Raw genomic sequence first — 25,929 nt, forward strand, 5'->3', positions numbered from 1 at the left:
TTATAACTTACAAAGTTAACCAGAAGTCAGGTTAACTATAAAAAGTTTTTAGATTCTAATCATTTAGCTATTTTTAAGCTTTGTTACAAGAAACACAATTTTGAATAAAGACAAATATTTCTGCCTGCGTTTTTACATGTTATTACTATGTATGTTCTCTTTGCTCGCGAACAGCAGTAGTCAATGTAATATACAGATGGTAAATGTTGAGCGACACGGAATATCACCTGAAATTTTCAGTGGAAAGATCTACATTCCGGATTTAAATGTAACCAAGGGATCACCATATTTATTTGAAAACGGTTTCCGAAAGGGGATTATTTATATGGGACAGATGGGATTTGAGGATGTACTTATAAATATTGATATCACCAGGCAGTTGTTAATTATAGAAACTGGTGAAAAATCTTCCTATTCAAAAATCATCATTCCACATCAAAAGGTTGATAGTTTTTTTGTGGATGGAACAAAATTTATCTGGTCCGATAAAATCGAGAATGGCAGAGGATATTTAAAAAGGGTCAGTACAGGAAAATTGAGTTTATATATTATCACAAAAAACAGAAGAGTTATCGATCAGCAACAGCAATCATTTAAATATACAAAAAAGCAGAATGGTTGGTATCTACAAAAGGATGATGCCATTAAAAAAGTAAACTCCCGTAAAAAAATGATAAAATTTCTCTCTGAACAAAATATGGATGTTCAGAAATCCTATGTAAAAAAACATGTTATCTTATGGAGGTGGTATGAAAATTCAGCCAAAATCGAACTTGTAAGATATCTTAATTCAATGGATCATAAATGATTAAGTGGGTATACAGCATATTATTTTTTTTATTACTTCCCCAGTTATATGCACAAAACGCTGATGCCAGGGTAAGTCTAAGATTACATAATAATTCATTAATTGAAGTATTTACAGATTTAGAAAGTCAAACAGGTTTTAAATTTGTGTATAGGGATTCAGATTTACCATCCGAAAGGATTACATACAAAAAAGATAGTATTGATTTTGGAGAAGCATTAGAAATCATTTTAACTGCTTATAGTTTAAATTATACAACACTTGGGAAGTACATTTTTGTATTAAAAGACGTTTTGGTAACTGATGAGTTATCTCTTCTTCATAAAACAGCTGCATCAACGGAATCTGACAGTTTGGATGCTAAAGAAGATTATTTACAACAAAGAGTTTTGAATGGCATTGAACCAGACCAGCCTGAGCAGATTTCAATCGGAAAACCAGGAGGAGGTTCTTTAAACAAGGTTTTAGTCCGCGGTAGGGTTACCAGCGCCGATACAGGAGAACCGTTAATCGGGGTAAGCTTTAGTATTCAGAATTCAGTGCAGGGAGCTGTTTCTGATTTTAATGGTATCATTTCACTTTCATTATATCCAGGAAATTATGCAGTTAGAATCTCTTCTGTTGGTTTTGAATCACAAAACATTAATTTTAATGTACTGGGCGATGGCCAATTTTCAGTGGAAATGTACCCCAGCATAATCTCCTTAAAAGAAATAAAGGTAAAGAGAGAAACCAATTCATTATTAAACAGAACAGTTACAGGACTTGAACAGGTTGAATTAGAATCTATCCGGGACATGCCTGTTCTTATGGGTGAACGTGATATATTAAAATCATCGCAGTTGTTGCCGGGAATTGTGACGGTAGGAGAAGGATCGGCAGGATTAAATGTAAGAGGAGGGAATGCGGATCAAAATATGTTTCTAATTAACGGATTACCCGTATATAATACCTCACACCTGCTCGGTTTTTTCTCAGCTTTTAATTCAGATGCACTGGATAATTTCAATATTTATAAAGGTAATCTTCCGGTTAAATATGGTGGACGTTTATCTTCAGTTTTTGATATTACCACACGCGAAGGTAACAGAAAGCAGTTTAAAGCCCATGGTGGTATTAGTCCTGTCTCTGTATTTTTTACAGCGGAATCTCCTGTTGTGAAAGATAAAAGTGCCATATTGTTCAGCAACAGAATTACATGGTCTGATGTTTTATTAAAACAGGTAAAAGAACCTGATATCAGGGACAGTGAAGCAGGTTTTGGCGATTTTTTATTATCGTATAATCAGGATTTTTCTGACAAGAATAATCTTCGGATATTTGCATATTACAGTAAGGATAATATAAAAATTGCCAGTCTGAACCAACATCAGTATTCAACACTTGGGAGTACCATAAGATGGAACAGCAGTATTAGCAGAGCATTGAAACTTAATACAGAAGCTGTGGCAATGCAATACACTTCACTTAACAGTAATATAGCAGATAAATCGTCTGCATACACTCAGGAATGGGGGTTGGGACAGTATCAGATTAACAGCCAGTTACAATATATATCTTCAAAAAATTATATAGCTCAGGCAGGTATAAGCTCAATTTTATACAATCATCGAAGGGGAGATCTGGTCCCATTTAACACCGATTCACATATCGGTAAATTGAATCTTCCTGTAGAAAATGGCTTAGAAAGTGCCGTATATGGTTCTGTGCAGTGGAATGTGAATCAGAAACTATCTTTCAATGCCGGACTTAGAGTTAGTTTTTATCAAATGGTGGGGGGAGGTAATGTACTTCAGTATGCTAAGGATGCACCACCTGAAGGTCTATTTGTAACCGATACTTTACATTTTAGGAATGGTGAAATCAGTGCTTCATCTGTTAACCCTGAACCAAGATTTGCTTTAACATATAAGCCCGGAAAATATGATGCATTTAAGTTCTCCTATAACAGAACAAGCCAGTATATATTTATGTTAAGCAATACTGTAGCCATTGCACCAGGTGATCAGTGGAAATTGTCAGATTATCATATTAAACCTCTTATTGGTGATCAGGTGAACATTGGATTCTATAAAACCATTCCATGGTACGGCCTGGAAACATCTGTAGAGTTATTTGCCCGGAGAAATGTAAATATTCCTGAATATATAGATGGTGCCGATTTTAAAGGCAATGAATATATTGAACAGGTTACCCGGGCCGGAACAAACACGGCTTATGGAGCTGAGTTTTTATTGAAGAAAAAAGGAGGCCGTTTCAACGGTTGGTTGTCATATACATACAGCAGGTCTTTTATGGAAGTGAATGGTGAAAATAACTGGGAAGATATTAATTATGGAATCAGATATCCCGCAAATTTTGACAGACCTCATGTTTTAAACCTTGCAACCACTTTTAGATACAACAGAAGATTTATGTTCTCCGGGAATTTCGTATATAATACAGGAAGACCTGTTACATTACCGGAAGATTTGTGGTTTCTAAACGGAATATCTCTGATAAATTATTCGGACAGAAATCATTACAGAATTCCAGATTATATAAGAACAGATCTTTCTTTAAGCATTGAAGGGAATTTAAAAAAACAGAAATTTCTTCATAGCTCATGGTTGTTCAATGTATATAATGTGTTTGGAAGAGATAATATTTACTCCATATTTTTTAAAAATGAAAACGGCAGGATGAACGGCTATACTTATTCAGTTATTAGTGTTCCTGTTTTTACTGTGTCATGGATATTTAAACTTGGTAATTATGCGAATTAGTTTGTTGTCGATATTTTGCTTATTACTATTAAACAGCTGTATAGACAGTTATCATTTTTCGCGTGAAAAGAATGATGATCAAAGACCACTGGTTATTTATGGCTCTTTAACGGATCAACCTGGAACTTCTTTTGTTGAAATCAGTTATGCCACGGACCCTGGGAGTCCTTCAACTAATGAAGTGTCTGGTTGCGATGTAGAATTAATCAGTAGCGAAGGAAAAGTATACAATTATCATGAAACGTATGCAGGTCGATATGAACTGGAGATTAGTGCCGGTCAGATTGATACTACAATCACTTATTTTCTTAGATTGAATGTTCCAAACAGGGGAGTGTACGAATCTGATCAGGAAGGTTTCGAAGAATCATCAGAAATCACATCTGTGTATGGAGAACGCGATGATAAAGCAAATTATGATGGATCAGATACAATACAAGGCGTACAGTATTACGCGGATATTAGAGGACGTGACAATGATGGACGCTATATGCGATACGAGGTTATTGAAACCTGGGAAGATTACTCCCCGTTTATATTCGATGCTTATTATGACGGAGAACTTCATATTGGAAGAGATGAATCGTTAAAGCATTGTTACAAAACAACACCTGTAAACAAAATATTTACTTTATCCACTGCACCACTGACAGAAAACAGTTTTAATGGCTATAAACTGCAATATGTGGATAATACAACACAAAGGCTGTACTATAAATATACGTTTCTGGTGCGACAGTTGACTGTGAGTGAGAAGGTTTGGAACTTTTGGGAAACACTAAAGAAGAATAATCAGGATAATGGTGGATTATATGAGACTCAACCAGCTGATGTAAAAGGGAACATTCATAAGTTAGATTCAGATGAAGAAGTTCTCGGTGTTTTTGAAGTTGCAGCGTTAAAGGAAAAGCGAATTTATATTGATGATCAGTACGGCATGAAATTCAGGCTTGGTTTGTATTGTGAATTATATGAGATGGAAATGGGTTTTACTCCTGATACAACAAAGTATCCTCAGTATATTACCATTGTAGATGGTGCATTCTGGACTGCTCATCAAATGTGTTACGATTGCAGATTAAGAGGAGGAACTTTGGAGCCTCCGGATTTTTGGATATGGGAATGAGATTAATACTGGTAAATATAGGATTTTATTTATGCTTGTTTTACGGCATTGCTAATGCTGCACAGCATGAAAAAGCTGCATTTTTGTTCAACACTGAAAGACAAATTTATGCATCAGGAGAGAAGGTACAATTTGCTGTGATTTTTAAAAATGACCTGAGAGATTTGGGACAGGTTCTAACGATTGAATTATTGACATTGGACAGCCGGTTAATAAAAGGTGCAAAATATAATCTACACCTCCCGGTAACATATAATTCATTTGAACTTCCACCTGACCTTGACGCAGGAAATTATATTTTGTGTGCATATGCATCAGGGTCTGGTTTGTATATTACTCCCGCAATGCAACTTATTTCTGTAGTTTATAAGGGCAACCTGCTTCCTCCCTGCATTGTCAGTTCTTCCAAAACTTCAGATTCTGATGAGATCATTGTAAAAACAATAAAGAATGATGAAAGGGTTGAATCACCTTCAACCTTGCTTGTTCAATTGCACAATGTTGGGATGAAAGTGGAAGGTTCACTAAGTCTTGCAAGATCACCTGCAGTTTCTACTCTCTCATTCAGTAAAACAGCTGAGACGAAAACAATGGTTGATGACCCTGATGTGAACAAAAGAGGAGCTTTGATTACCGGTGAGATCATGAATGAGAGAACGGGTAATCCGGAAGCTTTTAAGAGGGTTGATTTCTCAACTCTGGCAAATCCAGGCATGTTTTTATCCTGTTCAACCAATGAAAAAGGAAAATTTGAAATGTACTTTCCCTTTCCGATGTCATCAATGGAGATCATAATTTCAGCTCATACATCAGACAGTGTTTCGATTACTTTAGACAACCAATATCGAATTCCAAAAACAGAATTAACTCATTTTGAAAATAGTGTTGTCAGATTGGATACGATTTCTGATGCCTATGAGAATACAGCCCTGGAGATTTTTAAAGTCTCTCAACTAAAGGCATACTTTACATCAGATATTAAACAAATAAAAGACTCTGTCACTATGCGTTGGTTTTATGGCGAACCAGATTATTCCATTGAACCTGATAATTTTATACAGCTACCAACAATGGAAGATTATATTCTGGAACTTATCCCCGGTACCTATTCGAGAACTGAAGGAGATAAGAAGAAAATAGAGATTGTTCAGAAAAACAGTTTCTATGCCGGTTATGAACCATTATTGTTAATTGATGGAGTACCTGTATATGATCATAAGACTTTCCTTAGTATTAATGTCAGGCAAATTTCAAAAATTGAACTGGTCAGATCGCTATACAGACATGGCGAATATCTTTTTGGAGGCATTATAAATGTTATAAGTAAAGAGAATAATCTGGCAGGCATGAAACTGAAGGGTAATCACCGAGTATTTAATGTTGACTTTTTAACACCCGATGTTTCATGCAAGATATCGAAAATGGAGAAATCTGCAAATGTTCTGGTTGATTATGGCTACTGGAAACCTGATATTGTACTACAAGAAGGACAGTTTGAGGAAATCGAAATAGCAAAACCGTTTGTTGCAGGGGAATATGTTCTATCCTTTAAGGGTCTCGATGTCATGGGGCATATAAGAACTGCTACCTATGTATTAAATATAGATAAGTAAATAACCAAGTGATCAGCAAAAAATTTATTAACGAAATGAGTAACTCCAAATCATTAGAACAAATCCGTCAGGATAATGAAACTCGTGCTGAGAGACTTGAAAAAGAGCTCGCACAAATGACAGAAGAGGAGCGGGAGGAGTTTTTAAAAGCCTCTCGTTCCCTTGGGGAGAAATTCAAGGAGCAAGGGTTTGACTTTGAGTGAAACTTAAGTCAGATCAAATCAGGACATAGTATTAAGAATATTTCCTCAATACTTTTAAAAACCATCAGAACTTCATCTTTGGTTTTTTTAAGTAAAAATTATCCTAATTATAACTGCAAAGCTGGTTTCCTTTATCCATTCGTTATAAACTGTTCTTTTTTTTTATAATTTTATCCCCTCGGTATGAAAAAAATGATGACATTAAATTGCTAAACTAAGACTATAAAAACTTCCTTTAAATGAATAATGAAGCCCATGCCAGAATTAAGATCAATAAGCTGCTTGAAGAAGCAGGGTGGAGGTTTTTTGATTCTGAAGAAGGAAAGGCAAATATTCTGCTTGAAAATCATGTTAAGATAAAGCGGCATGAAATAGATGCCTGGGGCAATGATTTTGAATAGACGAAGCATGGTGCACTGGATTTTTTACTGGTCGATTCTGACAATAAACCGCTGGAATTTCGGCGGGAAACCGGCGGACTATAAAAAACAAAGGTTATGCAAAAATGCATAACCTTTTGATTTTCAGTCAGTCGGGATGACTGGATTCGAACCAGCGACCCCACGCCCCCCAGACGTGTACTCTAAACCGGACTGAGCTACATCCCGTATTTTGTTAAAAGGATCGATTTCCTTTAACCGAGGCGCAAATATAGTAAAATCATTTTTTTGTTTACATTTTTTGGTTTTTTAATTTTTCAGCGTACTTGTTTTTAGTCTGATGGCTCGATTTAACATTATCTCAAAATGTTAAAAATCAAATGATTAATGATTTTAACAGTTTATAACATTTTGATTATTAGCAAGTTGTGCTTGTTAAACTTTGTTAATCGATATTGCAATGCAAAGGCAAGATGTATATTTGTGTTCATGAAGAGATTTTACATATGGATTTTAGCAGCTGTGGTGGCAATCTGTTTTATAGGTTTGCTTTTTATACAGTTTGTATTTGTATCCCGTATGGTGCATGAGCGGAATGATCTTTTCAATCAAATCGTAAATAATTGTATTACCAGGGTAATTCAGACTATGGAGACTGAAGAAATGCTGGCAGAAGATACTGTAACAGAAGCAGCGCCGATCCTTGGAGGTGGGCAGTATTCCATTAAAATACAATCTGAGCGGTTTAATTATCAGATCAAAGATGAGAATGGTGAACCCAAGCTGGTTGGAACATATGAAAAATCGATTCAGAATTTATCTAATAATCCCAGGCTTAATCTCAACCGTAATAAGCCGGAAACATTTGCTTCAAGGCAGATGGAGCTTAATGAGAGGATAAACGGAAGGGTCAAGCAAAAGCGGGATAAACTAAGTCATATTCAAAAGTTACTCGATATTGAGGACAGGCCGGTTATTAACAGGATCAACCCGGAAAAGTTAAAAAGTGAACTGAGCAATGAGTTTTCAGACAACGGTATCAGTTTACCATTTTTTGTAACCGTCGTGGATCATGAGGGGGATACTGTTTATAATAACGATCCGGCAGGAATTAAAAACATCAATGCGGTTTATAAAAGACATCTGTTCCCCAATGATATTCATCCTAAAGCCCATTTTGTTTCCGTTTATTTCCCAACCAAAAAAAGTTACATTTTCCAGTCCATGAGACTGGCGACTCCAACCCTGGTTTTTGCAACTATTCTTATTGTGTCAATTGTGCTCATGATTTATATTCTGTTCAAACAGAAAAAGTTGTCAGAAATTAAGAATGATTTTATTAATAACATGACGCATGAGTTCAAAACGCCGATTTCAACCATATCGCTTGCCTCGCAAATGCTTAAGGATACGGGAGTGTCAAAAACACCTCAGAGCCTCAGCCATATTTCCAGGGTCATTCATGATGAAACCAAGCGACTGGGATTTCAGGTAGAAAAAGTGTTACAGATGGCTATTTTTGACAGAGATAAAAGCCGTTTGAAACTTAATGAATATGATATTAATGAACTGATTCATTCGGTAGTTACTAACTTTTCGCTCAAAGTTGATAGTAAGGGTGGCCATATTGAAGAAAAACTTGAAGCGGAACAAAGTTTTCTGTCGGTTGATGAACTGCATTTTACAAATGTTATTTTTAACTTACTTGATAATGCATTAAAGTATTGTCACAGAGAGCCTCAACTGGAAATTAAGACATGGAATGAAAAACAAAAGCTCTGCATAAGTGTTAAAGATAATGGTATTGGTATAAAGAAAGAAAATTTAAAACGCGTATTCGAAAAATTTTATCGTGTGCCAACCGGAAATGTTCATAATGTGAAAGGATTTGGACTTGGTCTGGCATATGTTAAAAAGATCATAGATGATCACAACGGAACTATTCGCGTTGAAAGTGAAGTAAACACAGGTACAACATTCATAATTTGTTTACCCTTAAATAACCCATAGTGATGGAAGAAAAATTCAAAATTCTATTAGCCGAAGACGATGAGAATCTTGGCATGTTATTACGGGAGTATCTCATGGCAAAAGGTTTCGAAACCGTGTTAAAACCAGATGGTGAAGCTGCATATGATGCTTTTATGAAGCAAAAATATGACCTTTGCATCTTAGACGTTATGATGCCTAAAAAAGATGGGTTTTCCCTGGCTCAGGATATACGTGTACTCAATTCTGAAATTCCGATTATCTTTTTAACAGCTAAGTCGCTTAAGGAAGATATCCTGGAAGGATTTAAAATTGGAGCAGATGATTATCTGACCAAACCTTTCAGTATGGAGGAATTACTCTTTAGAATCGAAGCAATATTAAGGAGAACTTCGGGTGTGAAACAGAAAGAGCAGCAGACTTATCAGCTTGGTAAATATGCTTTTGATACGCAGAAACAGACACTTTCTGATGATAATGAAACCGTAAAGCTGACAACGAAAGAGTCAGAGCTGTTAAAACTGTTATGCTCTCATGCGAATGATGTTCTGGAAAGAAATTATGCATTAAAGAAAATCTGGATTGATGATAATTACTTTAATGCCCGTAGCATGGATGTTTATATTACCAAGTTAAGAAAGCATCTGAAAGATGAACCGGGAGTTGAGATTATCAATATTCATGGAAAGGGATATAAGCTGATAATTGGCTGACCTTCTCTTTAGAACAATACAGGACTGTTCATAAAGCATTATTCGGATTGTTGAGAGCGCAGCACTGCGAGCTATAGAGCAAATTCGTCAATGACTTTTTGGAACAGTCTTTTTTTTGCCTGTCCATTTAACCTGTATCTCTTAAACCTGAAAAAATAGAACAAAAAGAGGTTGAAAATTGTACTAATGTTTTAGTACGTATTTATTTTTTTTGATCTTTGCGGCCATGTTGATTGAGAAATTTTTTAACGGTATAATAATAGGACTTTTAGCATCTGTTCCTTTAGGGCCAATTGGGATTCTTATTATCCAGCGGACCATGAATAAAGGACGTATTTCCGGATTGGCATCGGGCCTTGGAGCTGCCTTTTCCGATATGATTTATGCTATAATTGCTGGATTCAGTATTTCCTATATTATCGATTTTGTAAAGGAACAGCAAAGCTGGATTCAGCTTTTTGGTAGTCTGGTAATGGTTGTATTTGGCTATTTTACATACAGATCCAATCCTGCTATTCAGTTACGTAAAGCTCAACGACAGTCCGGCACCGGTAGTTTTATCCAGGATTTGGTTACAACTTTCGGCCTGACGATTTCTAATCCTCTGTTGATTTTTGTTTTTATAGGAGTTTTTGCTGGTTTCAAGGTGATGCAGGGAGGAGGTATGGCAGAACGCTTAATCGTAATACCGGGAATCTTTTCAGGAGCTATTTTGTGGTGGTCAACGCTGTCATTTATTGTCAGTCTTTTTCGAAAAAAAATAAATCTTCGCGGATTATGGCGCTTAAACCGCATTACCGGAATGATTATTATTGTTCTCTCTATTATCAGCCTTGTTTATGCCATACTGGAATTAACCGGTGTTTTATTGCCTGAAATTGTTGTGGGATAGTCCTATTTTCTAGGATGAAACTTCGAAATTGTCTTCTTTAATGTTTCTTTATTCATATGAGTGTATATCTCCGTTGTCAGGATAGAGGAATGACCTAGCATCTCCTGGATTACCCGAAGGTTAGCACCGTTTTCCAAAAGGTCGGTAGCGAAGGAATGGCGGAATGTATGCGGAGAAACTGTTTTATGGATTCCTGCCAGCTCAGCCAGATTTTTAATGATGGTAAAGATCATGACCCGCGTAAGTTGTTTCCCCCGGCGGTTCAGAAAAACAAAATCTTCGTGACCTTTTTCAATATCCAGATGAACCCTGTCTGTTCGGAGATAAAGCATTATTTCATTTAATGCTTTCCTGTTAATAGGAACCAACCGTTGTTTATTTCCCTTTCCAATGACGCGGATGAATGATTCGTCAAAGTAGAGTTCTGAAATTTTTAGCTCTGTAAGTTCAGATACCCTTAAACCACAACCATACAGGGTTTCCAGGATCGCCTTATTACGCTGTCCTTCAGGTTTTGAAAGGTCAATGGCTGAAATCATTGCATCAATTTCTGCTTCACTTAATACATCCGGTAGTTTTCGTCCTGTTTTAGGCCCTTCAATTAATGCCGTAGGATCATCATCAATAACTTTTTCAAGCAGAAGAAACCTGTAAAATGATTTAATACCCGATATTATTCTGGCCTGGGTTCTTGGAGATATACCAAGATCTGCGAGCGATTCAATGAAAACACTTAAATCCCGGTACGAAAGTTTTGTTATCATAAGATCAGCATCTGCGCAATATGAGGTGAGCTTTTGCAGGTCCGTCATATAGGCTGTGACTGAATTTTCAGAGAGGGACTTTTCCAGTCTGAGGTATGTTTTAAAGTTCTTTACGATTAAGTCTTCTTTCAATACTAATAATTTTGTTCTAAAATAATGATAATTCTTAATTTTTTCAATCTGTAATCCTTTTGTTGTACAAATTCAGAATATTTGCATTACTTTTGCAAAGCAGAAATACTAAATTTATAAAATATTATAAATGAGGATATTAATAATTAACGGACCGAATTTAAACCTGTTGGGAGTCAGAGAAAAGAATATTTATGGCAGCCAGAGTTTTGAAGCATATTTCGAAAAAATTAAACAGGATTTCAGCACATTCGATCTGAGTTATTACCAATCTAATTCCGAAGGGGAATTAATTGACAAACTGCATGAGGTAGGATTTACCTTTGACGGCATCATTTTAAACGCCGGAGCTTATACACACACTTCTGTAGCTATTGCAGATGCTATATCTGCCATTAATTCACCGGTTATAGAGGTTCATATCAGTAATATTGCCAAACGGGAATCCTTCAGACATCATTCATTTATAGCACCGGTATGTTATGGTTCTATAAGCGGATTTGGTCTCGATTCTTATCGTCTGGCTCTGGAAAGTTTTAAACGCAGAGACTAATAGTATCAGAAATTCCATTATTATATTATGAAGCATACAAAAATTGTAGCGACGATCTCTGATCTTCGTTGTGACGTTGGATTTGTACGTTCACTGTACGAATCGGGAATGAATGTAGTAAGAATGAATACCGCACATATGGATCATGAAGGTATCAACAGGATTATTACAAATGTGAGAGAAGTATCTGATGATATTGCGATCCTTATGGATACCAAAGGTCCTGAAATAAGGACAACAGTGCTGGATAAGTCGCTGGAAATTTCTTTAGGTCAGAAGTTAAAATTAAAAGGTGCACCGGGCGTGAAAAGCTCATCTGATTGCATTTGTGTATCTTATGATAAAATTGTTGATGATGTGTCAGTTGGCAGTAACATCTTAATTGACGATGGGGAAATCGATCTGAAGGTTGTTGAAAAAGATGATGAATACTTATACTGTGAAGCACTGAATAACGGGGAGTTAGGAAGCCGTAAGAGTGTGAATGTTCCCGGGGTACGCATCAATCTGCCATCCCTTACAGAGAAAGATATCAGTAATATTGGTTTTGCCATTGAGAAAGATATTGATTTTATTGCACATTCTTTTGTACGGTCTGCTCAGGATGTGAACGATATTCAAAAACTGCTCGATGCAAAAAACAGTAAAATAAAAATTATTGCCAAAATTGAGAATCAGGAAGGCGTAGAAAATATTCATGAAATACTTGATGTGGTATACGGAGTAATGGTTGCAAGGGGCGACCTGGGTATAGAAATAGCTCAGGAAAAGATTCCCGGCATTCAGCGTCATCTCATCAGGGAGTGTGTACTGGCTAAAAAGCCGGTTATTGTAGCCACACAGATGCTGCATAGCATGATTAAGTATCCACGCCCTACACGTGCAGAAGTCACAGATATTGCCAATGCCATATATTACAGAACAGATGCATTGATGCTGAGCGGTGAAACAGCTTATGGCCAGTTTCCCGTAGAATCGGTGAAAACCATGGCTCGCATAGCCGAGGAGGCTGAGAAAACAAAAATGGCAGCGAACGATATCCGTATACCATTCTCTCATGATGATCATGATGTGACTGCTTTCTTAAGCAAACAGGCTGTAAAAGCCGCATCCAGGGTAAATACAAAAGCTGTACTTACCGATAGCTCAACAGGCAGGACAGCACGTATACTCGCTGCTTTCAGGGGAAGAAACCCGGTGTATGCACAATGTTATAACAAGCGTACAATGCGCGAACTGGCTTTATCATACGGCGTGTTTGCAAGCTATCTACCTGCAGACGAGAACAGCAAGGAATATATCTGTTCTTTTGTCAAGGATCTGATTAGTAAGAAGCTCATAAGGGAGCAGGATCTGGTACTTTATCTCGGCGGTAGTGTTGGTATTGGAGGCGGAACATTTATTGAATTGTTTGAAGCCGGAAAGCCCCTCCAGGCACAAAAGGACGATAAATAAGAAATTTCAGAACAAAAGGCACTGTTTATTGTTTTTCAAAATGAAAAAGATTAACAACAACAGATGCTGAATCTTAAGAGCTTACTTATAAAATTTTTGCCCGGGTTTATTCCCATTATTCTGTTTGTGATTGCAGACAGCATATGGGGAATAAAGACCGGGCTTTATGTTGCTGTCGCTTTTGGTGTGATTCAGTTCATCTATGTATTGATCCGGCATCATAAAACTGATTTCTTTATTCTGGCCGATACCTTGTTGCTCATTATTCTTGGGGTTATTTCTCTGATGCTTCACAATGATGCTTATTTTAAGCTGAAGCCAGCGATGATAGAGACGATTTTTGCGGTTTTAATCGGGATATCCATATTCTCAAAACATAACATAATGATGCAGATGTCACAGCGGTATTTGCGTGACGTTAAGTTAACGGAAGCTCAGGTGAAAGAGTTTAAGGCTAATCTCACCGTTACATTTTATATTTTTCTGGTTCATATTTTAATGGTTATTTACTCGGCTTATTTTATGAGTGAAGAAGCCTGGGCTTTTGTAAGCAGTGTATTGCTTTACCTTTTATTTGGCGGCTACCTGCTGTTTCAGGTGGTCAGGTATCGTATTATTAAGAACAGGATGAAACTGGTGGAATGGCTGCCTATGGTAGACGCCAAAGGTGGAGTAAAGGGAAAAATTCCACGTTCAGAATGTCATGGAAAAGAGAAAATCATGCATCCGGTTGTCCATCTTCATATCATCAGGAACCGTTCAGTTTTTCTGCAAAAAAGGCCGTATGATAAACTTGTGCAGCCCGGAAAATGGGATACGGCAGTTGGAGGACATCTTAACTACGGTGAGGATATTGAGCAGGGATTAAGAAGGGAAGCATTTGAAGAAATTGGACTTAAAGATTTTACACCCCGTTTTCTGGTCAAATACGTTTGGGAAACTGATATGGAAAAGGAGTTGGTCTATTGTTTTATTTGTAATGACCATGAAAATATTTCCATAAACAGGGAAGAGGTTGATGATGGTAAATTCTGGCCGATTAATCAAATCCGGGAGAATATGGGAAAAGAAGTATTTACGCCTAATTTTGAAAAAGAATTTGAATTTCTTGAATGCATTTATTTTGGTGCTGATTAACACCTTAATTTTCCCGGATAACCAAAAATGTAATGAATGCAGGAAGGCCCGCTACCAGAGTTATTAGTAAAGCCTTGTAGGGTTTTTCTTTTTTTCTGATTAAAAATAAGGTCAAAGCCAGTGTAAGATTAAACAACAGAAAGGTAAGGCCGGCTGATATTTCAAAATGTGGCTTGATTACCTGGTTTTTTCTGAAATTAAAAGTGATTCTTACCGGAATAAAAAAGTCTTTGAATACATCATATGTTTGGAATTTTTTCGGGCTTCTTTTGTACTGAAACGATCTGAATGTTTTATAGTTGTCATTGATAACATTAAGCCGCACTTCCCGGTCATTCTGAAACAGAAAGGTTTTGTTGAACTGGTTGCCAAAAATAAGTAATTCATCCCTGGACGGATTATAGCCATTAATATCCGTTTTTATAACGGCATTCGTGGTACCCAGATGAAGGTATATTTCATTTTGCTGGCTAACTATAACAGCCAGAATTTCCATGTTTACCGGATCAGTACAAAAAATAAATTTAACGGTCAGATCTCTGGGGAGTGGAATGATTTCAGTAACCGCTTCTCCTCTGACCATCTTTAGGTTAAACAGATGATTATGTGCATCTAAAAAATAATACCCGTTATCAAAATTCTTTTGTACCCGGATATCACCATAAATACGTTTGACAGGAAAAACAAAACCCGGTTCAACCAGACTGTTTGTGAATTTTTCGGACTTCTCTGTGTCTTCTTCTCCTGTATAAACATTAATAAACTTTATGCTATGTTTAAAACTGAAGAAATCCACCGGAATATTATAATGTGTTGCTTCATCAGTGTTTTCAAACATTGGCACCAGAACGGGTTGTACTTCATCTGCTATTCCCTCCGGGAGCCTGAAAAAATAGCTGTGTTGTTTAAGATTGTTTATGATTAAAGGTTCACCCTTTATAGAATCGGGCAATTTTCCATTTTTTTCAAGTTTTCTGTAGTAAAAGACTGGTAGCCGGCTGTAGTAAGTTTCCTTACTGATTTGCTGCCCATCGGCAGTTGAGTATTGGGTTGTCGGTCCATGTTTCTTGTTCAGAAGGAATTCATCCTTATATGTGCTGTAGGTAATAAGTACATTTTCTGGCAGAGGTTTGAATATCAGATCAAACAGCAACGGAATTAAAAACATCAGTGTCAGGATGGAAATAATTATGACGATATTTTTACTTAATCTGATCATTGTTTTCCTTTTCTTAAGCGGTTGAGCGTAAAATAGGGTATGGTATAAGAGAGCAAGACATATGCTAATATTACAAAATTCAGTTGATGCGTTGTATAATTCTCAGTTTGCCAAAGTGAAACCGTTATAGCGGTTAATCCAAGAGTGGAAAGAAAAATCCTGTATTTCCATCCGGGTTCAAAAAGCACAGTTGTTAACCATATGTAGGTTAGGTAACCTGACAATATCCATGTGAAAATGTTGGCTAAGGATGCCTTTACTACAAGGATAGGTAGAAAATGATTACTTATCATGTAGAAAGCAGAAATCAGGAGAATAGCGAATCCTGTGTAAATAAGGTAGCCATAACCGGTCATAAGAGCAAAAAGTTTTATCTCATTTGCAGGCAACAGCATGGTTAGTCTGTATTTATGGTTGTTAATTTCAGGAACAAACTGAAAAAGTGCAAGAATAAGAGCAAAAACTGCGGGCATTAGGTGCAATGCACTTTGGTACAGTTTATTTTGTGTTGCGATTGAAAAGACATTATTAACATATAGCTGGCCGGAAAACTGAGTGTTGAGTATCTGGGACCAGATAAATAATAATGATAGTAACACGAAAATCCCAACGATGATGAACCATTTGGTTTTTAACCATTCTTTATAGAAAATACCCTGTATCATATCTTATCAATAAAGAGGTTTACAAAAATATCATCAAGGTTCGACCCCAGCTTTTTATGGTTGAGTTTAAAATCTGTCAGTGAAAGAGGAGGTATAAAGTCATTGTAATCCATTATTGCAACATCATCCACCAGTTTTTCCATGTCCTGTATAATGTGTGAAGTTGCAAGGACAGTCTTTTCATTGGTTCTGGCATAATCGGACAGGTCGTTAATAAACATTTGTCTGTAAACCGGATCCAGACCCATGGAAAAATCATCGAGAATAAGAAGGTCCGGATTTTGTGCCATAATAATGGCAAGTGCTACTTTTGAGCGTTGCCCACGGGACATCGTACCAATTTTTTGCTTTAGTCCGATTTTGGCATTTGTTATATAACTGTTATACAGATCGAAATTCCATTTTGGATAAAACCGGGAGTAAAATTTTTCAGCTTCGGTTACATTCATAAAGGTGTACTGTATGTGACCTTCTATAAGATACCCGGTTCTTCGTTTACTTTGAACAGATTGTTTATTATAGGGTTCTCCGAATATGAATGCTGAACCTGAGTCCGCTTCCAGAAATCCGGTCAGGATATTAATTAGGGTCGATTTTCCAACACCATTTGGCCCGAGTAATCCAAGTATTCTTCCCTGCTGAAGTGAAAAGGAAATATTATTCAACACTTTTTTTGTGCCGTAACCAAAGGACAGGTTGTGTACATCAATCACTTTCATTCAAAAATCAACTTGTAATGAAATTTCAACTACAGAACGCATGCTTTGACCGTTCTCAGGTATTATAAAAGTACTGTTTAAACCAATATGGCTTAAACTTTCTGATCCAAATAATTTATGATACTTCCCAAATGTACCATTAAAACTTAGAATTCCGGCATTCCTGTTAAAATATTGAATCTCTTTATAGTAAACATAGTCTGAAGGTATGCCATCGAGGATGTCATTTTCTGATAAGTTGAACAACCGTTTAGAAAATCCGGCTTCCAGCGAGAATATATAATTTGGAGACTTTCGTTCAAAAGATAGGAGAACAAACGGACTAATCCATTTGTAGCTGTATTTGTATCTTTGTATTATACCTTCATAATTCTCTTTATGCTCTGTGGATTCAATCCCGCTGTTTAAACTGAGGTTGTAATGCCTAAGTTTAAAATCCAACACATAGGCAAATTTTTGAAACAGGTCATATTGCAGATATTTATCCACTGTTCCGTATATTTTCCAATATTCACTGACAATAAGACTGTCATTGAATTTTCTTTTAATGAATTCTTTACCGGTTTTATTTTGTTGCGTAAATGAGTAGGACAGCTTATGGGTAAATCGCTTGCCCATTAAACTTATATTTGGTTCTAATGAGAACACTGATGATTTTATCAATGCTTCAGGGATTAAAACACTCCAGCTAATATTACTTTGGGTTACCTTTGAATTATCCTGGTGGGCTTGAATTTTTAGCAAAGCCTGCAAACGCTTACTGGCATATGCTACATCCCCGTCTATTCCCAATTTTCTCTGTGTTATTTTACCTGTGTAAAACTCGTAGTCAAACACATTTTCAGAAAGTCCCAATCCAAGTAATTGATAAATCTCAACAGGATGCAAGCCCTTTATCTGCATATCAAATTCATTTCCTGAATTGATTATAAGCGGTATTAGACATAACTTTAATTGATAATAATTGACTTTAAGAACAGGTTTAAGACCCAGTTTATACCCGGTAATTTTAAATCGTGGATCAATTCTGTTATAGGTAATTGAATTGGCATATGAAACGAGGGCTCCCAGGTTTATTTTTTTTGTCAGATCATGATAATAACCGCCATATAGGCTTATGTTATTACTGTAAAAAGTCTTTTTACTTTTCTCAAAGAGGAGGTAGGGGTAAATGTCAGGAGTATAAAAGGGCCAGAATGTGTTTTTTTGCTCAATACTCTGATAAGATAGACCTCCTTCAAGTTTTATGTCGTTAAACAATTGAAATCCGGTATATGAGATGCCATAACGATTTTCATATTCCGGTTCATTCCAGTTAAAATATTCTCCACTACTGAATCTGGAAAAAAGATTGAGGTGCGAATTAAAGGTTGATCCGGAATCCGCCTGGCCAAACAAATGTCCTGTTAGAAAAATATGAAATAATATGATGGACTTAATCTTATTCATTCAAACCCGGGTTAGGAACCTGATGATTTAAAAAATCATAGGTGGAATTGTTCGTATCCCTGAATACTTTCCGACCATCTACATCTGAAACCAGTTTTCTTGAAATGCATGTTCCACTACCTTTGGTACCATTGTATGTAAAACCGGCATCCAGAGACTCAGGAAATCGTTTGAAAGCTTCAGCATTCTCATTCTCCAGAACATCAATGGCATCAATAACCCAGGTATTTGGTATATGTACAACGTATCGGACATGGCCATTCGGATAAGTAACTTTTTCTTTGTGTTCAGTTATAAATGCTTCAACATCATCTGTTTTAGGATCAAGTATCATTAAACCTCCTCCAAATTTGACAAAAAAAGTAATGTCCTGGCTGGGTTCCATCGTAAATAATTCTTTCAGGTTCTCTGCTGGTGAATCCAAATCCGGTTTATTTTCAAAAATGACATAGAACTCGAAGTTAGCACTGGAAAGATCTACCGGAGAATTAACATTCCCATTGGGATCATCTTTATGATTAATGGCATCGCGTGCGATAACAATACTATTGCCCGGAAAAAGAAGATTTTGGTTTGTATTCTCAGGAATCTGCCAAAGCATATCAACAACAACACTGTCTTTGATGTAACTCCATCGATTATACCCATAACCTACGGATTCATGTTTAGCTATAATAATGCCGCTGATGTCAATAGTCTTGTCACTGTTATTGTACAGTTCAAGATACTGATCCGCAAAATAATGATCTCCCGAATTGGTATAGGACCCGGAATAATAAAATTCACGAATTATCAGATCACTCTTGAATGCAGGAACTATAATAAGTGTGTCTTCCGTGGATTCGAGTACTGAAATGATTTTATTTGCATTAAGTACAAGAGAATCGATAAAATATTCCTGCGATATAAACTCTGCATGCTCCGGCGATATTGTCACACTGGTGGATAAACTATAAAAACCCGGATCAAGATTTTCGAATACCAGCTGGCCTTCAGAGTTAGCTTGGACCGTTACAGATACGTCTTTCTGGAGGTGTCTGAGTTTAACCGGAATATTACCAACTGCAACTGATCCGAACTGTTCGTTAAAATTAACCTGCAGGGACAGGGAAACAGGATTCCTGTCAAATTCATCATTGCAACCTGTTAACCATAAAATGATGAGCACTATGTAAATTAATTTTTTCATTTTATAACGTAAGATAATTCAAATCCAAAATATAAAGGTGTATTAACCCGAATCAGGCTGTTACTTATTTCCTGTTCAACCAGTGGTCTGTTGTTAAATATATTGTTGGCCAGAAAAGACACTTTAAGCTTTTGCCTGATCTCTTTTGATATTTTCATATTGATCTGCGAAACAACTGGAAATGATTCCTTTAAATAATGCGATTGCGAAGGCGTTTGTATATAACTTGCAAAATATGGATCATGTAGCATTTCATTGGTAAAATCAGAGATTTTGCCTTCGCGGTTTATCAGGGCAACCGGTATTTCTATTGTTCTCAAAGGCAGGTACGAATATAACCAAATGGTTTGAACAGAAACTGAGAAAATAAGCTGAGCTCTGGGAATATGGGTTATAAACCTTAAGTTAGATGATAACCTCTCTGATAATTTACCACGAGTTCCTTTGTAAATTCCTATGTAGTCAAACTGATAGCTTGTACCGCTATAGGGCAGATCATATACGGTTCCGGCATTAGTTATGGTTTTAGTTCTGAACCATGCCCCTGTTAAATTAATATAGGTCTGCACCGGTTCAATTTTGTCTGTTTTAATGCTATATTCAATACCTTCTTTCAGGGTATATACTCTGTTTTCAGGGTAGTAATATTTATTATAGAAATTAGCAACAGTATAACTCAGATTTTGATCTTCAGGAAGAAGTCTGGTATCTACAGCCTGTCCCGGATCATACACCCGGTAAGTTGAATTGATATAGTTAGCGGAAGGTAAAATACCATCAGAATGCACCTCCTTAAATGCTGTAATTACAGCATGTAAAATATGATTATTAAATGTGATCCCAACTTCAGCTTTCTTGCTTTTTGCAGGAAGAAGGTCCGGATTTTGAGTTGAAAGTTTTTGGGTCGTCAAAACGAGGTAACTGTTATCGGGATTTGATGTGTTGTATTGATTGTAACTGATCATATCAAACCAGGCATTGTCAGGGTGCAGATACCTCAGAATGGGAATTTTGTACTGTAAGCCATATCCAACATGAATGGCAAGCCAGGCATTTTTGTTTATTAAATATTTATATGATGTATTCAGCCGTGGTTCAGGAAAGGTTTTAAATCCTGTTCCTTTAGTGGCATAGAACGTTTGTCTTAGTCCCAGTTGCGCATCTATTCTGTGCCTACCTTCAGTTTTATTTATGTTTTCTTCCAGATAAACAGCACCATGGTATAAGGCCGGTATTTCTGAAAATTTCTGTTTTCGAGGTGTAAATCCTTTTTTTACAGGTGGATAGTTGCCTTCATAGTCAAAACCTTTCCCCAGGTTTTTCTCAAAGTTAAAATCAGCTCCAAGTAAAGCACTGGAATTTACTGTTGCTATTGATCTGCTGAATCTGGTATTTGATTTTAAAGCTGAAGAGAACGGCATACCGTTGAAACTGTATTTTGCCAAGGTTTCAGAAGGAACAAAATAACCAAAATTTTCACCGTTTGTGATGCTCATTGTAAAAGCAGATACTTCACCAAAGGATAGGTATTCTTGTATTTTCATCAACTCCCTGTCAATTTCTGATTCAATTGAAATGTCAAAATGATTCATCAATTTACCTGAATTCCATAACTGGTATTTCAGAATAGCTCTTAACCCTGAATTATCTTCGATATAACTTTCATTATCAATAATCAGATCGTAGTCTTTTTTTTGTTGATCCAGTGTGTAATAGCCTGAAATTTTGCTGGTTAAAAGTTGGTTTTTATTTAACATATGTCGCGATCCAAGCGCTACATTTAATCGCTTGTAACTTGAAATTGGTGTACGCACATCTGTTTTTGAAGACGTGTAGGATATATTGCCTCCAATGGTATTTTGCCCATTAATCTTAATCCCTTTTGAAAATCCCGCGCTGGTAAGGTTCGGATTATATTTAAGCTTTGCAACAGATTTAAGGGAGTAGATACTGGTTTTAACCTCAATAACTCCACTGGTTAAATCCCCATAATGAGCAGACGGTATTCCTTTAATTATATTTACGGATTCGATGTTGTCGGTTGAAACTGACCGAAGATCGTTTCCTTTTGCAAAAGGATAAAAGCGTTGGACAAAAATAATCTTAGGATAATCTTGTGATGTTGTCAGAGCCTGCATTTTTGTATTCGAGGAAATCTGTATACCGTCTATAATTAATGCAGTCCCCAAAGAGCTTATATTATTGTAATCGATTTCCCGTATAAGTGGAGCATTGAATGTTGACAGATCAGGATTCTCCGTAACATTCCCTGGTAAAAGTTGAAAAACATCTTTTAACCCTGCAGGTTGCAAATACGAAAGGGCTGTTTCACCAATATAGGTACTGTTTTCTGTTATTGAATTTTCTTCTCCTGAAACAGTAACCGTTTGTAAATTATAAGATTCCTTATTGAGTTCGATGCTATCTGCAGCCTCTCTTGCAAAGATCTCAACCGTTTTATAACCGATATAAGATATGATGAAACGCGAGGAGTCAGAAGAAGAGCTGATCGTAAATCTGCCATTCTTATCCGTGATCACTTTAAAATAGTCATCCGCGTTTATTACGGTTGAGAATGGGAGTGGCTTTTTTGTGTCCGCATCCGTAACTGTGCCGGACACACTCTTTATCTGGGCTGTTACGGTTATATAAATAACAGAAAACAATATGCTCAGAAATAACCTGCCGGGCCGCATTGAAATTACTGAATAATTAGCTTATGGACTGAGATACGATTGTCAATACCGGTAGTTCTGAAGATATAAATGCCACGACTTAAGGCATTCAAATCAACGGTTGTGCTTCCGGAATATATAAAATCACTGACCAATACCTTACCACTCAGATTATACACATCATATTTTGCCTGCACTTTTGAATTTACAGTGAAAATATTGTAACCGGTCCTAAACACATTTATATCACTGTTATATACTGCATGATGATATGAATCAGGAAGATTCATATCTGAAATATTCATTGTAAAAACAAAATCACTGGCCAGTGCATAGATTGAATCACCCAGAATTCCCCCAGCATCAAACAGAGTTTCACCCGGACTGTATGGTTCCCAGTTTTCGCCCCAGTCAGTTGTTAATGCTGTTTTCGAAGCTGATCCTACAGCCAGTATATTTTGATGTCCCAGATAAAACAGGTCATTGCAACCTAACATACTGAGTTTGGAAAAACTGTGGTCTTCAGGGGAATAGTCAAAAATACCATCACTTGTTGTAGCGATTAAATAATGATCGTTTTCAGCTTCAACGACATTATACACATAAAAATTTGCATCGTTGTCATTTGCCGTAATCAGTCCCGGAGTTATATCAACCCAATTGCCATCCAGCGTTGTGTATAAAGCTTTATTGCCACCCAGAAATCCCAGCGTATCTTTAAAAAAGATCGATTTGATACTTAATCCTTCAAAGTCTGTGTTAAAGATATTCTCCCAGCTTTCACCAAAATCAGAAGATGTGAAAAATGCACTGTGTTTATTTTGTTCTGTTCCGTTTGTTTCCACCCAGTTAGCGTAGGTATAAATATTCTTTTTGCTATCCATGGCAACATTAATAATGTCTATTGAATACGAACTATCCGCAAATGCATCTGTTACAGGATTTTGAGATCCATCACTTATGGCAGTATAATCGAAGATGTTCCAGTTCGAACCTTTATCGTACGAAATCAGCAACAGGGAATTGACATAATCCTCTGGTTTTGCATCGTCTGTAAGTTTAATTCTTTTCAGACAGGTAAGTATGGTATCACCATAAATGGCCAGATCATAATAGTCCACTGCTTCAGGATCAAATTTACCTATGGTGTCGGGAAGGTTAACATCATGCCAGCTCTGCCCCCTGTCAGTGGTTTGTTTAATTGCCGAATTTAATCCCACAATAACTGCTGTATTTTCATCTACAACTACCATTTTTTGCAGGTTGGATCCATCGGCAATTTTGGTTTTATTCCAGGTGATCTGACTAAAAACAAGACTTGTTGAAAAAAATAAAATGAGGAAAAAACTTTGGGTACGCATAGTTTTCGTTTATAATTCAAGGAGTAATTTATGTTGTTTTAAAAATTCTTTTGCATCAGATTCTGTCTTAAAAATATCGTGTGGTCCATCAAACCATATCTCATCCTTTTCAATGCCAATTTTATAGCAGTTAAACTGGTCAAAAAGAGATACTTTTTCAAGCGCTTTGCATCTAACCCCTCTTAATGAAACATCTAAAATTTCACAATGAACTGGTTTCCCAAGCATTACCTTTCCATCTTTGCTATAGACAACAAGGCCCCAGGCATCCATGCCTTTTTTTAACCATTCAGGATTCGTTTTATGGCTTGGATCATTTAGTATTAAAAAACGCTCATCCTGATTTACCGCTTCAGCCTTACGACACGAAATATGTGTAGTTGCAACTAAAATGATTAATATAGAAAGTGTTAAATATTTCATTTTAAGTTTAAAAAAGTAAAAATATAAAAAATATACACTTCCGGCGAATAGAATATTTATAAATAAGAAAACATAAACACATTTTTCATTTATTTGCTAAAGCGCTCAGAAATTTGTTTTTTTATACTACCAAACTCTTAAAACTAAACCATGCTTGTTAAAACGTATGCCTCGGCCGTTATTGGCATTGATGCCAAAACAATTACCATTGAAGTTAATGTTTCTTCAGGGATCAAGTTCTTTCTTGTGGGATTGCCAGACAGCGCAGTAAAAGAGAGCCATGAAAGAATCGTTTCTGCTGTGAATGAAATGGGGATGAAATTACCACGTAAACAAATCATAGTTAATATGGCTCCTGCCGATATCCGAAAGGAAGGCTCAGCATACGATTTGCCTTTGGCAGTGGGAATTCTGGCGGCATCAGAACAGATCAGCGATCAAAAGCTGGAGCATTATGTTATGATGGGTGAACTTTCACTGGATGGCATCCTAAAACCGATAAAAGGAGTGCTGCCGATGGCTATTACAACAAGAATTGAGGGCTACAGGGGCATTATTGTACCTAAGGAAAATGCAAAAGAGGCAGCCGTAGTAGATGGCATAGATGTTTATGGTATGGAAAGTTTACGGGAAGTGATTGATTTTATGGAAGACCGTATTCAACCGGAGCCGGAACAGGTGAATACCAGGGAGGAATTTTTTAGTCATTTGGGAGATGCTGAACTGGATTTCTCTGATGTACGTGGTCAGGAGAATGTGAAACGTGCCCTCGAGGTAGCCGCCGCCGGAGGACATAATATTATTCTGGTTGGTCCTCCCGGGTCAGGTAAGTCCATGTTATCTAAGCGAATACCATCCATTTTGCCGCCATTCACGTTGCGTGAAGCACTAGAGACGACCAAAATTCATTCTGTAGCCGGACGTCTTGAATCCGGTACATCTTTAATGACCACACGACCTTTCAGGTCGCCTCATCATACAATTTCAAACATTGCGCTGGTTGGGGGAGGTACATATCCTCAACCCGGTGAAATATCGCTGGCTCATAATGGAGTGCTGTTTCTGGATGAAATACCTGAGTTTCAGCGCACAGTACTTGAAGTGATGCGACAACCCCTCGAAGACCGTAAAATTTCTATTGCCAGGGCCAAATTCTCGGTGGAATATCCGGCAAGTTTTATGCTCGTTGCCTCTATGAACCCATGCCCCTGTGGTTATCATAATCATCCGGAACGGGAGTGCGTATGCGGACCCGGAGCGGTTCAACGCTACCTAAGCCGGATTTCAGGACCATTGCTGGACAGGATTGATATCCATATTGAAGTGGTTCCGGTGTCTTTTGATAAGATGGCGGATAAACGGCCATCGGAACACAGTACATCCATAAGGGAGCGGGTGATGAAAGCAAGACTGATTCAGGATGAACGCTTTAAGGATAAAAAAGATGTGCATTGTAATGCACAGATGAGTTCTAAAATGATCCGTAAATACGTGGAACTGGACGAAACAAGCCTTACCATGCTGAAAAATGCCATGGAAAAACTGGATCTCTCGGCACGGGCTTATGACCGTATTTTAAAGGTCTCCAGAACCATTGCTGATTTGGCCGGTTCCGAAAATGTACTGGCAGAACACATTGCCGAAGCCATTCAATACCGCAATCTTGACAGGGACAGCTGGAGTGAATAGTTTCTCTTTT

22 protein-coding genes and 1 tRNA gene are annotated in these 25,929 nt (G+C 37.0%); 13 read left to right on the forward strand and 10 right to left on the reverse strand.

Annotation, left to right across the window (positions count from 1 at the left end; translation table 11 throughout):
* Positions 1–196: 196 nt before the first annotated feature.
* The 6 genes from ACE1EF_RS00310 (at position 197) to ACE1EF_RS00335 (ending at position 6,916) form a co-directional block, all read left to right on the forward strand.
* Positions 197–808 (forward strand): hypothetical protein, encoded by a 612-nt coding sequence (locus tag ACE1EF_RS00310; protein WP_375718598.1) that lies wholly within the window; start codon positions 197–199, stop codon positions 806–808.
* Positions 805–3,573: a carboxypeptidase-like regulatory domain-containing protein gene (locus ACE1EF_RS00315; RefSeq protein ID WP_375718599.1), complete on the forward strand. Its 2,769-nt coding sequence runs from the start codon at positions 805–807 to the stop codon at positions 3,571–3,573. Before ACE1EF_RS00310 ends, ACE1EF_RS00315 begins: the two co-directional genes overlap by 4 nt.
* Positions 3,563–4,699, forward strand: coding sequence for a DUF4249 family protein (locus tag ACE1EF_RS00320; RefSeq protein WP_375718600.1), 1,137 nt, complete (start codon positions 3,563–3,565; stop codon positions 4,697–4,699). Before ACE1EF_RS00315 ends, ACE1EF_RS00320 begins: the two co-directional genes overlap by 11 nt.
* Entirely contained in the window at positions 4,645–6,312 is a 1,668-nt protein-coding gene (locus ACE1EF_RS00325) for a hypothetical protein (protein WP_375718601.1), read from the forward strand. Before ACE1EF_RS00320 ends, ACE1EF_RS00325 begins: the two co-directional genes overlap by 55 nt.
* A 35-nt stretch (positions 6,313–6,347) precedes the next feature.
* The gene (locus tag ACE1EF_RS00330) at positions 6,348–6,515 is read left to right on the forward strand and encodes a hypothetical protein (protein ID WP_375718602.1); all 168 of its coding nucleotides are present in this window, start codon (positions 6,348–6,350) and stop codon (positions 6,513–6,515) included.
* A gap of 239 nt (positions 6,516–6,754) precedes the next feature.
* Positions 6,755–6,916: a hypothetical protein gene (locus tag ACE1EF_RS00335; RefSeq protein ID WP_375718603.1), complete on the forward strand. Its 162-nt coding sequence runs from the start codon at positions 6,755–6,757 to the stop codon at positions 6,914–6,916.
* Positions 6,917–7,047: 131 nt separating this feature from the next.
* Here the strand turns inward: ACE1EF_RS00335 and ACE1EF_RS00340 are convergent.
* A tRNA-Pro gene (locus ACE1EF_RS00340) sits at positions 7,048–7,123 on the reverse strand.
* 261 nt (positions 7,124–7,384) lie between these two features.
* Between ACE1EF_RS00340 and ACE1EF_RS00345 the strand changes: the two genes are divergently transcribed.
* From ACE1EF_RS00345 to ACE1EF_RS00355, 3 genes are all read left to right on the forward strand, one after another.
* The gene (locus ACE1EF_RS00345; RefSeq protein ID WP_375718604.1) at positions 7,385–8,905 is read left to right on the forward strand and encodes a sensor histidine kinase; all 1,521 of its coding nucleotides are present in this window, start codon (positions 7,385–7,387) and stop codon (positions 8,903–8,905) included.
* Positions 8,906–8,907: 2 nt separating this feature from the next.
* Positions 8,908–9,597, forward strand: a complete 690-nt coding sequence (gene rprY / locus ACE1EF_RS00350; protein ID WP_375718605.1) for a response regulator transcription factor RprY — start codon at positions 8,908–8,910, stop codon at positions 9,595–9,597.
* Between the two features lie 226 nt (positions 9,598–9,823).
* Positions 9,824–10,489, forward strand: coding sequence for a LysE family translocator (locus ACE1EF_RS00355; protein WP_375718606.1), 666 nt, complete (start codon positions 9,824–9,826; stop codon positions 10,487–10,489).
* Positions 10,490–10,491: 2 nt separating this feature from the next.
* On the opposite strand, the gene xerD is transcribed toward ACE1EF_RS00355, so the two are convergent.
* Positions 10,492–11,385 carry a site-specific tyrosine recombinase XerD gene (gene xerD / locus ACE1EF_RS00360; RefSeq protein ID WP_375718607.1) on the reverse strand — a complete coding sequence of 298 codons (894 nt, stop codon included), beginning with the start codon at positions 11,383–11,385 and terminating at the stop codon, positions 10,492–10,494.
* Between the two features lie 130 nt (positions 11,386–11,515).
* On the opposite strand from xerD, the gene aroQ reads away from it, so the two are divergent.
* The 3 genes from aroQ to ACE1EF_RS00375 all read left to right on the forward strand — a co-directional run bounded on the left by aroQ (position 11,516) and on the right by ACE1EF_RS00375 (position 14,530).
* Complete coding sequence (gene aroQ, locus ACE1EF_RS00365; RefSeq protein WP_375718608.1) at positions 11,516–11,938, forward strand: type II 3-dehydroquinate dehydratase; 423 nt, start codon at positions 11,516–11,518, stop codon at positions 11,936–11,938.
* Positions 11,939–11,965: 27 nt separating this feature from the next.
* A complete protein-coding gene (pyk, locus tag ACE1EF_RS00370; RefSeq protein ID WP_375718609.1) occupies positions 11,966–13,393 on the forward strand; it encodes a pyruvate kinase in 1,428 nt (475 codons plus the stop codon).
* Between the two features lie 63 nt (positions 13,394–13,456).
* Positions 13,457–14,530 (forward strand): NUDIX domain-containing protein, encoded by a 1,074-nt coding sequence (locus ACE1EF_RS00375; RefSeq protein WP_375718610.1) that lies wholly within the window; start codon positions 13,457–13,459, stop codon positions 14,528–14,530.
* Positions 14,531–14,534: 4 nt separating this feature from the next.
* On the opposite strand, the gene ACE1EF_RS00380 is transcribed toward ACE1EF_RS00375, so the two are convergent.
* The 8 genes from ACE1EF_RS00380 to ACE1EF_RS00415 are packed head-to-tail and all read right to left on the reverse strand — an operon-like array spanning position 14,535 to position 24,230.
* Positions 14,535–15,749, reverse strand: a complete 1,215-nt coding sequence (locus tag ACE1EF_RS00380; protein WP_375718611.1) for a DUF4857 domain-containing protein — start codon at positions 15,747–15,749, stop codon at positions 14,535–14,537.
* Complete coding sequence (locus ACE1EF_RS00385; RefSeq protein ID WP_375718612.1) at positions 15,746–16,414, reverse strand: hypothetical protein; 669 nt, start codon at positions 16,412–16,414, stop codon at positions 15,746–15,748. The genes ACE1EF_RS00380 and ACE1EF_RS00385 overlap by 4 nt, the downstream gene beginning before the upstream one ends.
* Positions 16,411–17,133 (reverse strand): ABC transporter ATP-binding protein, encoded by a 723-nt coding sequence (locus ACE1EF_RS00390; protein ID WP_375718613.1) that lies wholly within the window; start codon positions 17,131–17,133, stop codon positions 16,411–16,413. Before ACE1EF_RS00390 ends, ACE1EF_RS00385 begins: the two co-directional genes overlap by 4 nt.
* Positions 17,134–18,582, reverse strand: coding sequence for a DUF6850 family outer membrane beta-barrel protein (locus ACE1EF_RS00395; protein ID WP_375718614.1), 1,449 nt, complete (start codon positions 18,580–18,582; stop codon positions 17,134–17,136).
* Complete coding sequence (locus tag ACE1EF_RS00400; RefSeq protein WP_375718615.1) at positions 18,575–19,771, reverse strand: DUF4876 domain-containing protein; 1,197 nt, start codon at positions 19,769–19,771, stop codon at positions 18,575–18,577. Before ACE1EF_RS00400 ends, ACE1EF_RS00395 begins: the two co-directional genes overlap by 8 nt.
* Positions 19,768–22,467: a TonB-dependent receptor domain-containing protein gene (locus tag ACE1EF_RS00405; protein ID WP_375718616.1), complete on the reverse strand. Its 2,700-nt coding sequence runs from the start codon at positions 22,465–22,467 to the stop codon at positions 19,768–19,770. Before ACE1EF_RS00405 ends, ACE1EF_RS00400 begins: the two co-directional genes overlap by 4 nt.
* A 5-nt stretch (positions 22,468–22,472) precedes the next feature.
* Entirely contained in the window at positions 22,473–23,807 is a 1,335-nt protein-coding gene (locus ACE1EF_RS00410; protein WP_375718617.1) for a T9SS type A sorting domain-containing protein, read from the reverse strand.
* Positions 23,808–23,816: 9 nt separating this feature from the next.
* Positions 23,817–24,230 (reverse strand): hypothetical protein, encoded by a 414-nt coding sequence (locus ACE1EF_RS00415; protein ID WP_375718618.1) that lies wholly within the window; start codon positions 24,228–24,230, stop codon positions 23,817–23,819.
* A gap of 150 nt (positions 24,231–24,380) precedes the next feature.
* Here ACE1EF_RS00415 and ACE1EF_RS00420 point away from each other — a divergent pair, with 150 nt between their 5' ends.
* Positions 24,381–25,919 (forward strand): YifB family Mg chelatase-like AAA ATPase, encoded by a 1,539-nt coding sequence (locus ACE1EF_RS00420; RefSeq protein WP_375718619.1) that lies wholly within the window; start codon positions 24,381–24,383, stop codon positions 25,917–25,919.
* Positions 25,920–25,929: the final 10 nt, after the last annotated feature.

The sequence above is a fragment of the Quyinboa sediminis genome, assembly GCF_042219855.1.
Lineage (GTDB): Bacteria > Bacteroidota > Bacteroidia > Bacteroidales > UBA5342 > JBHJHP01.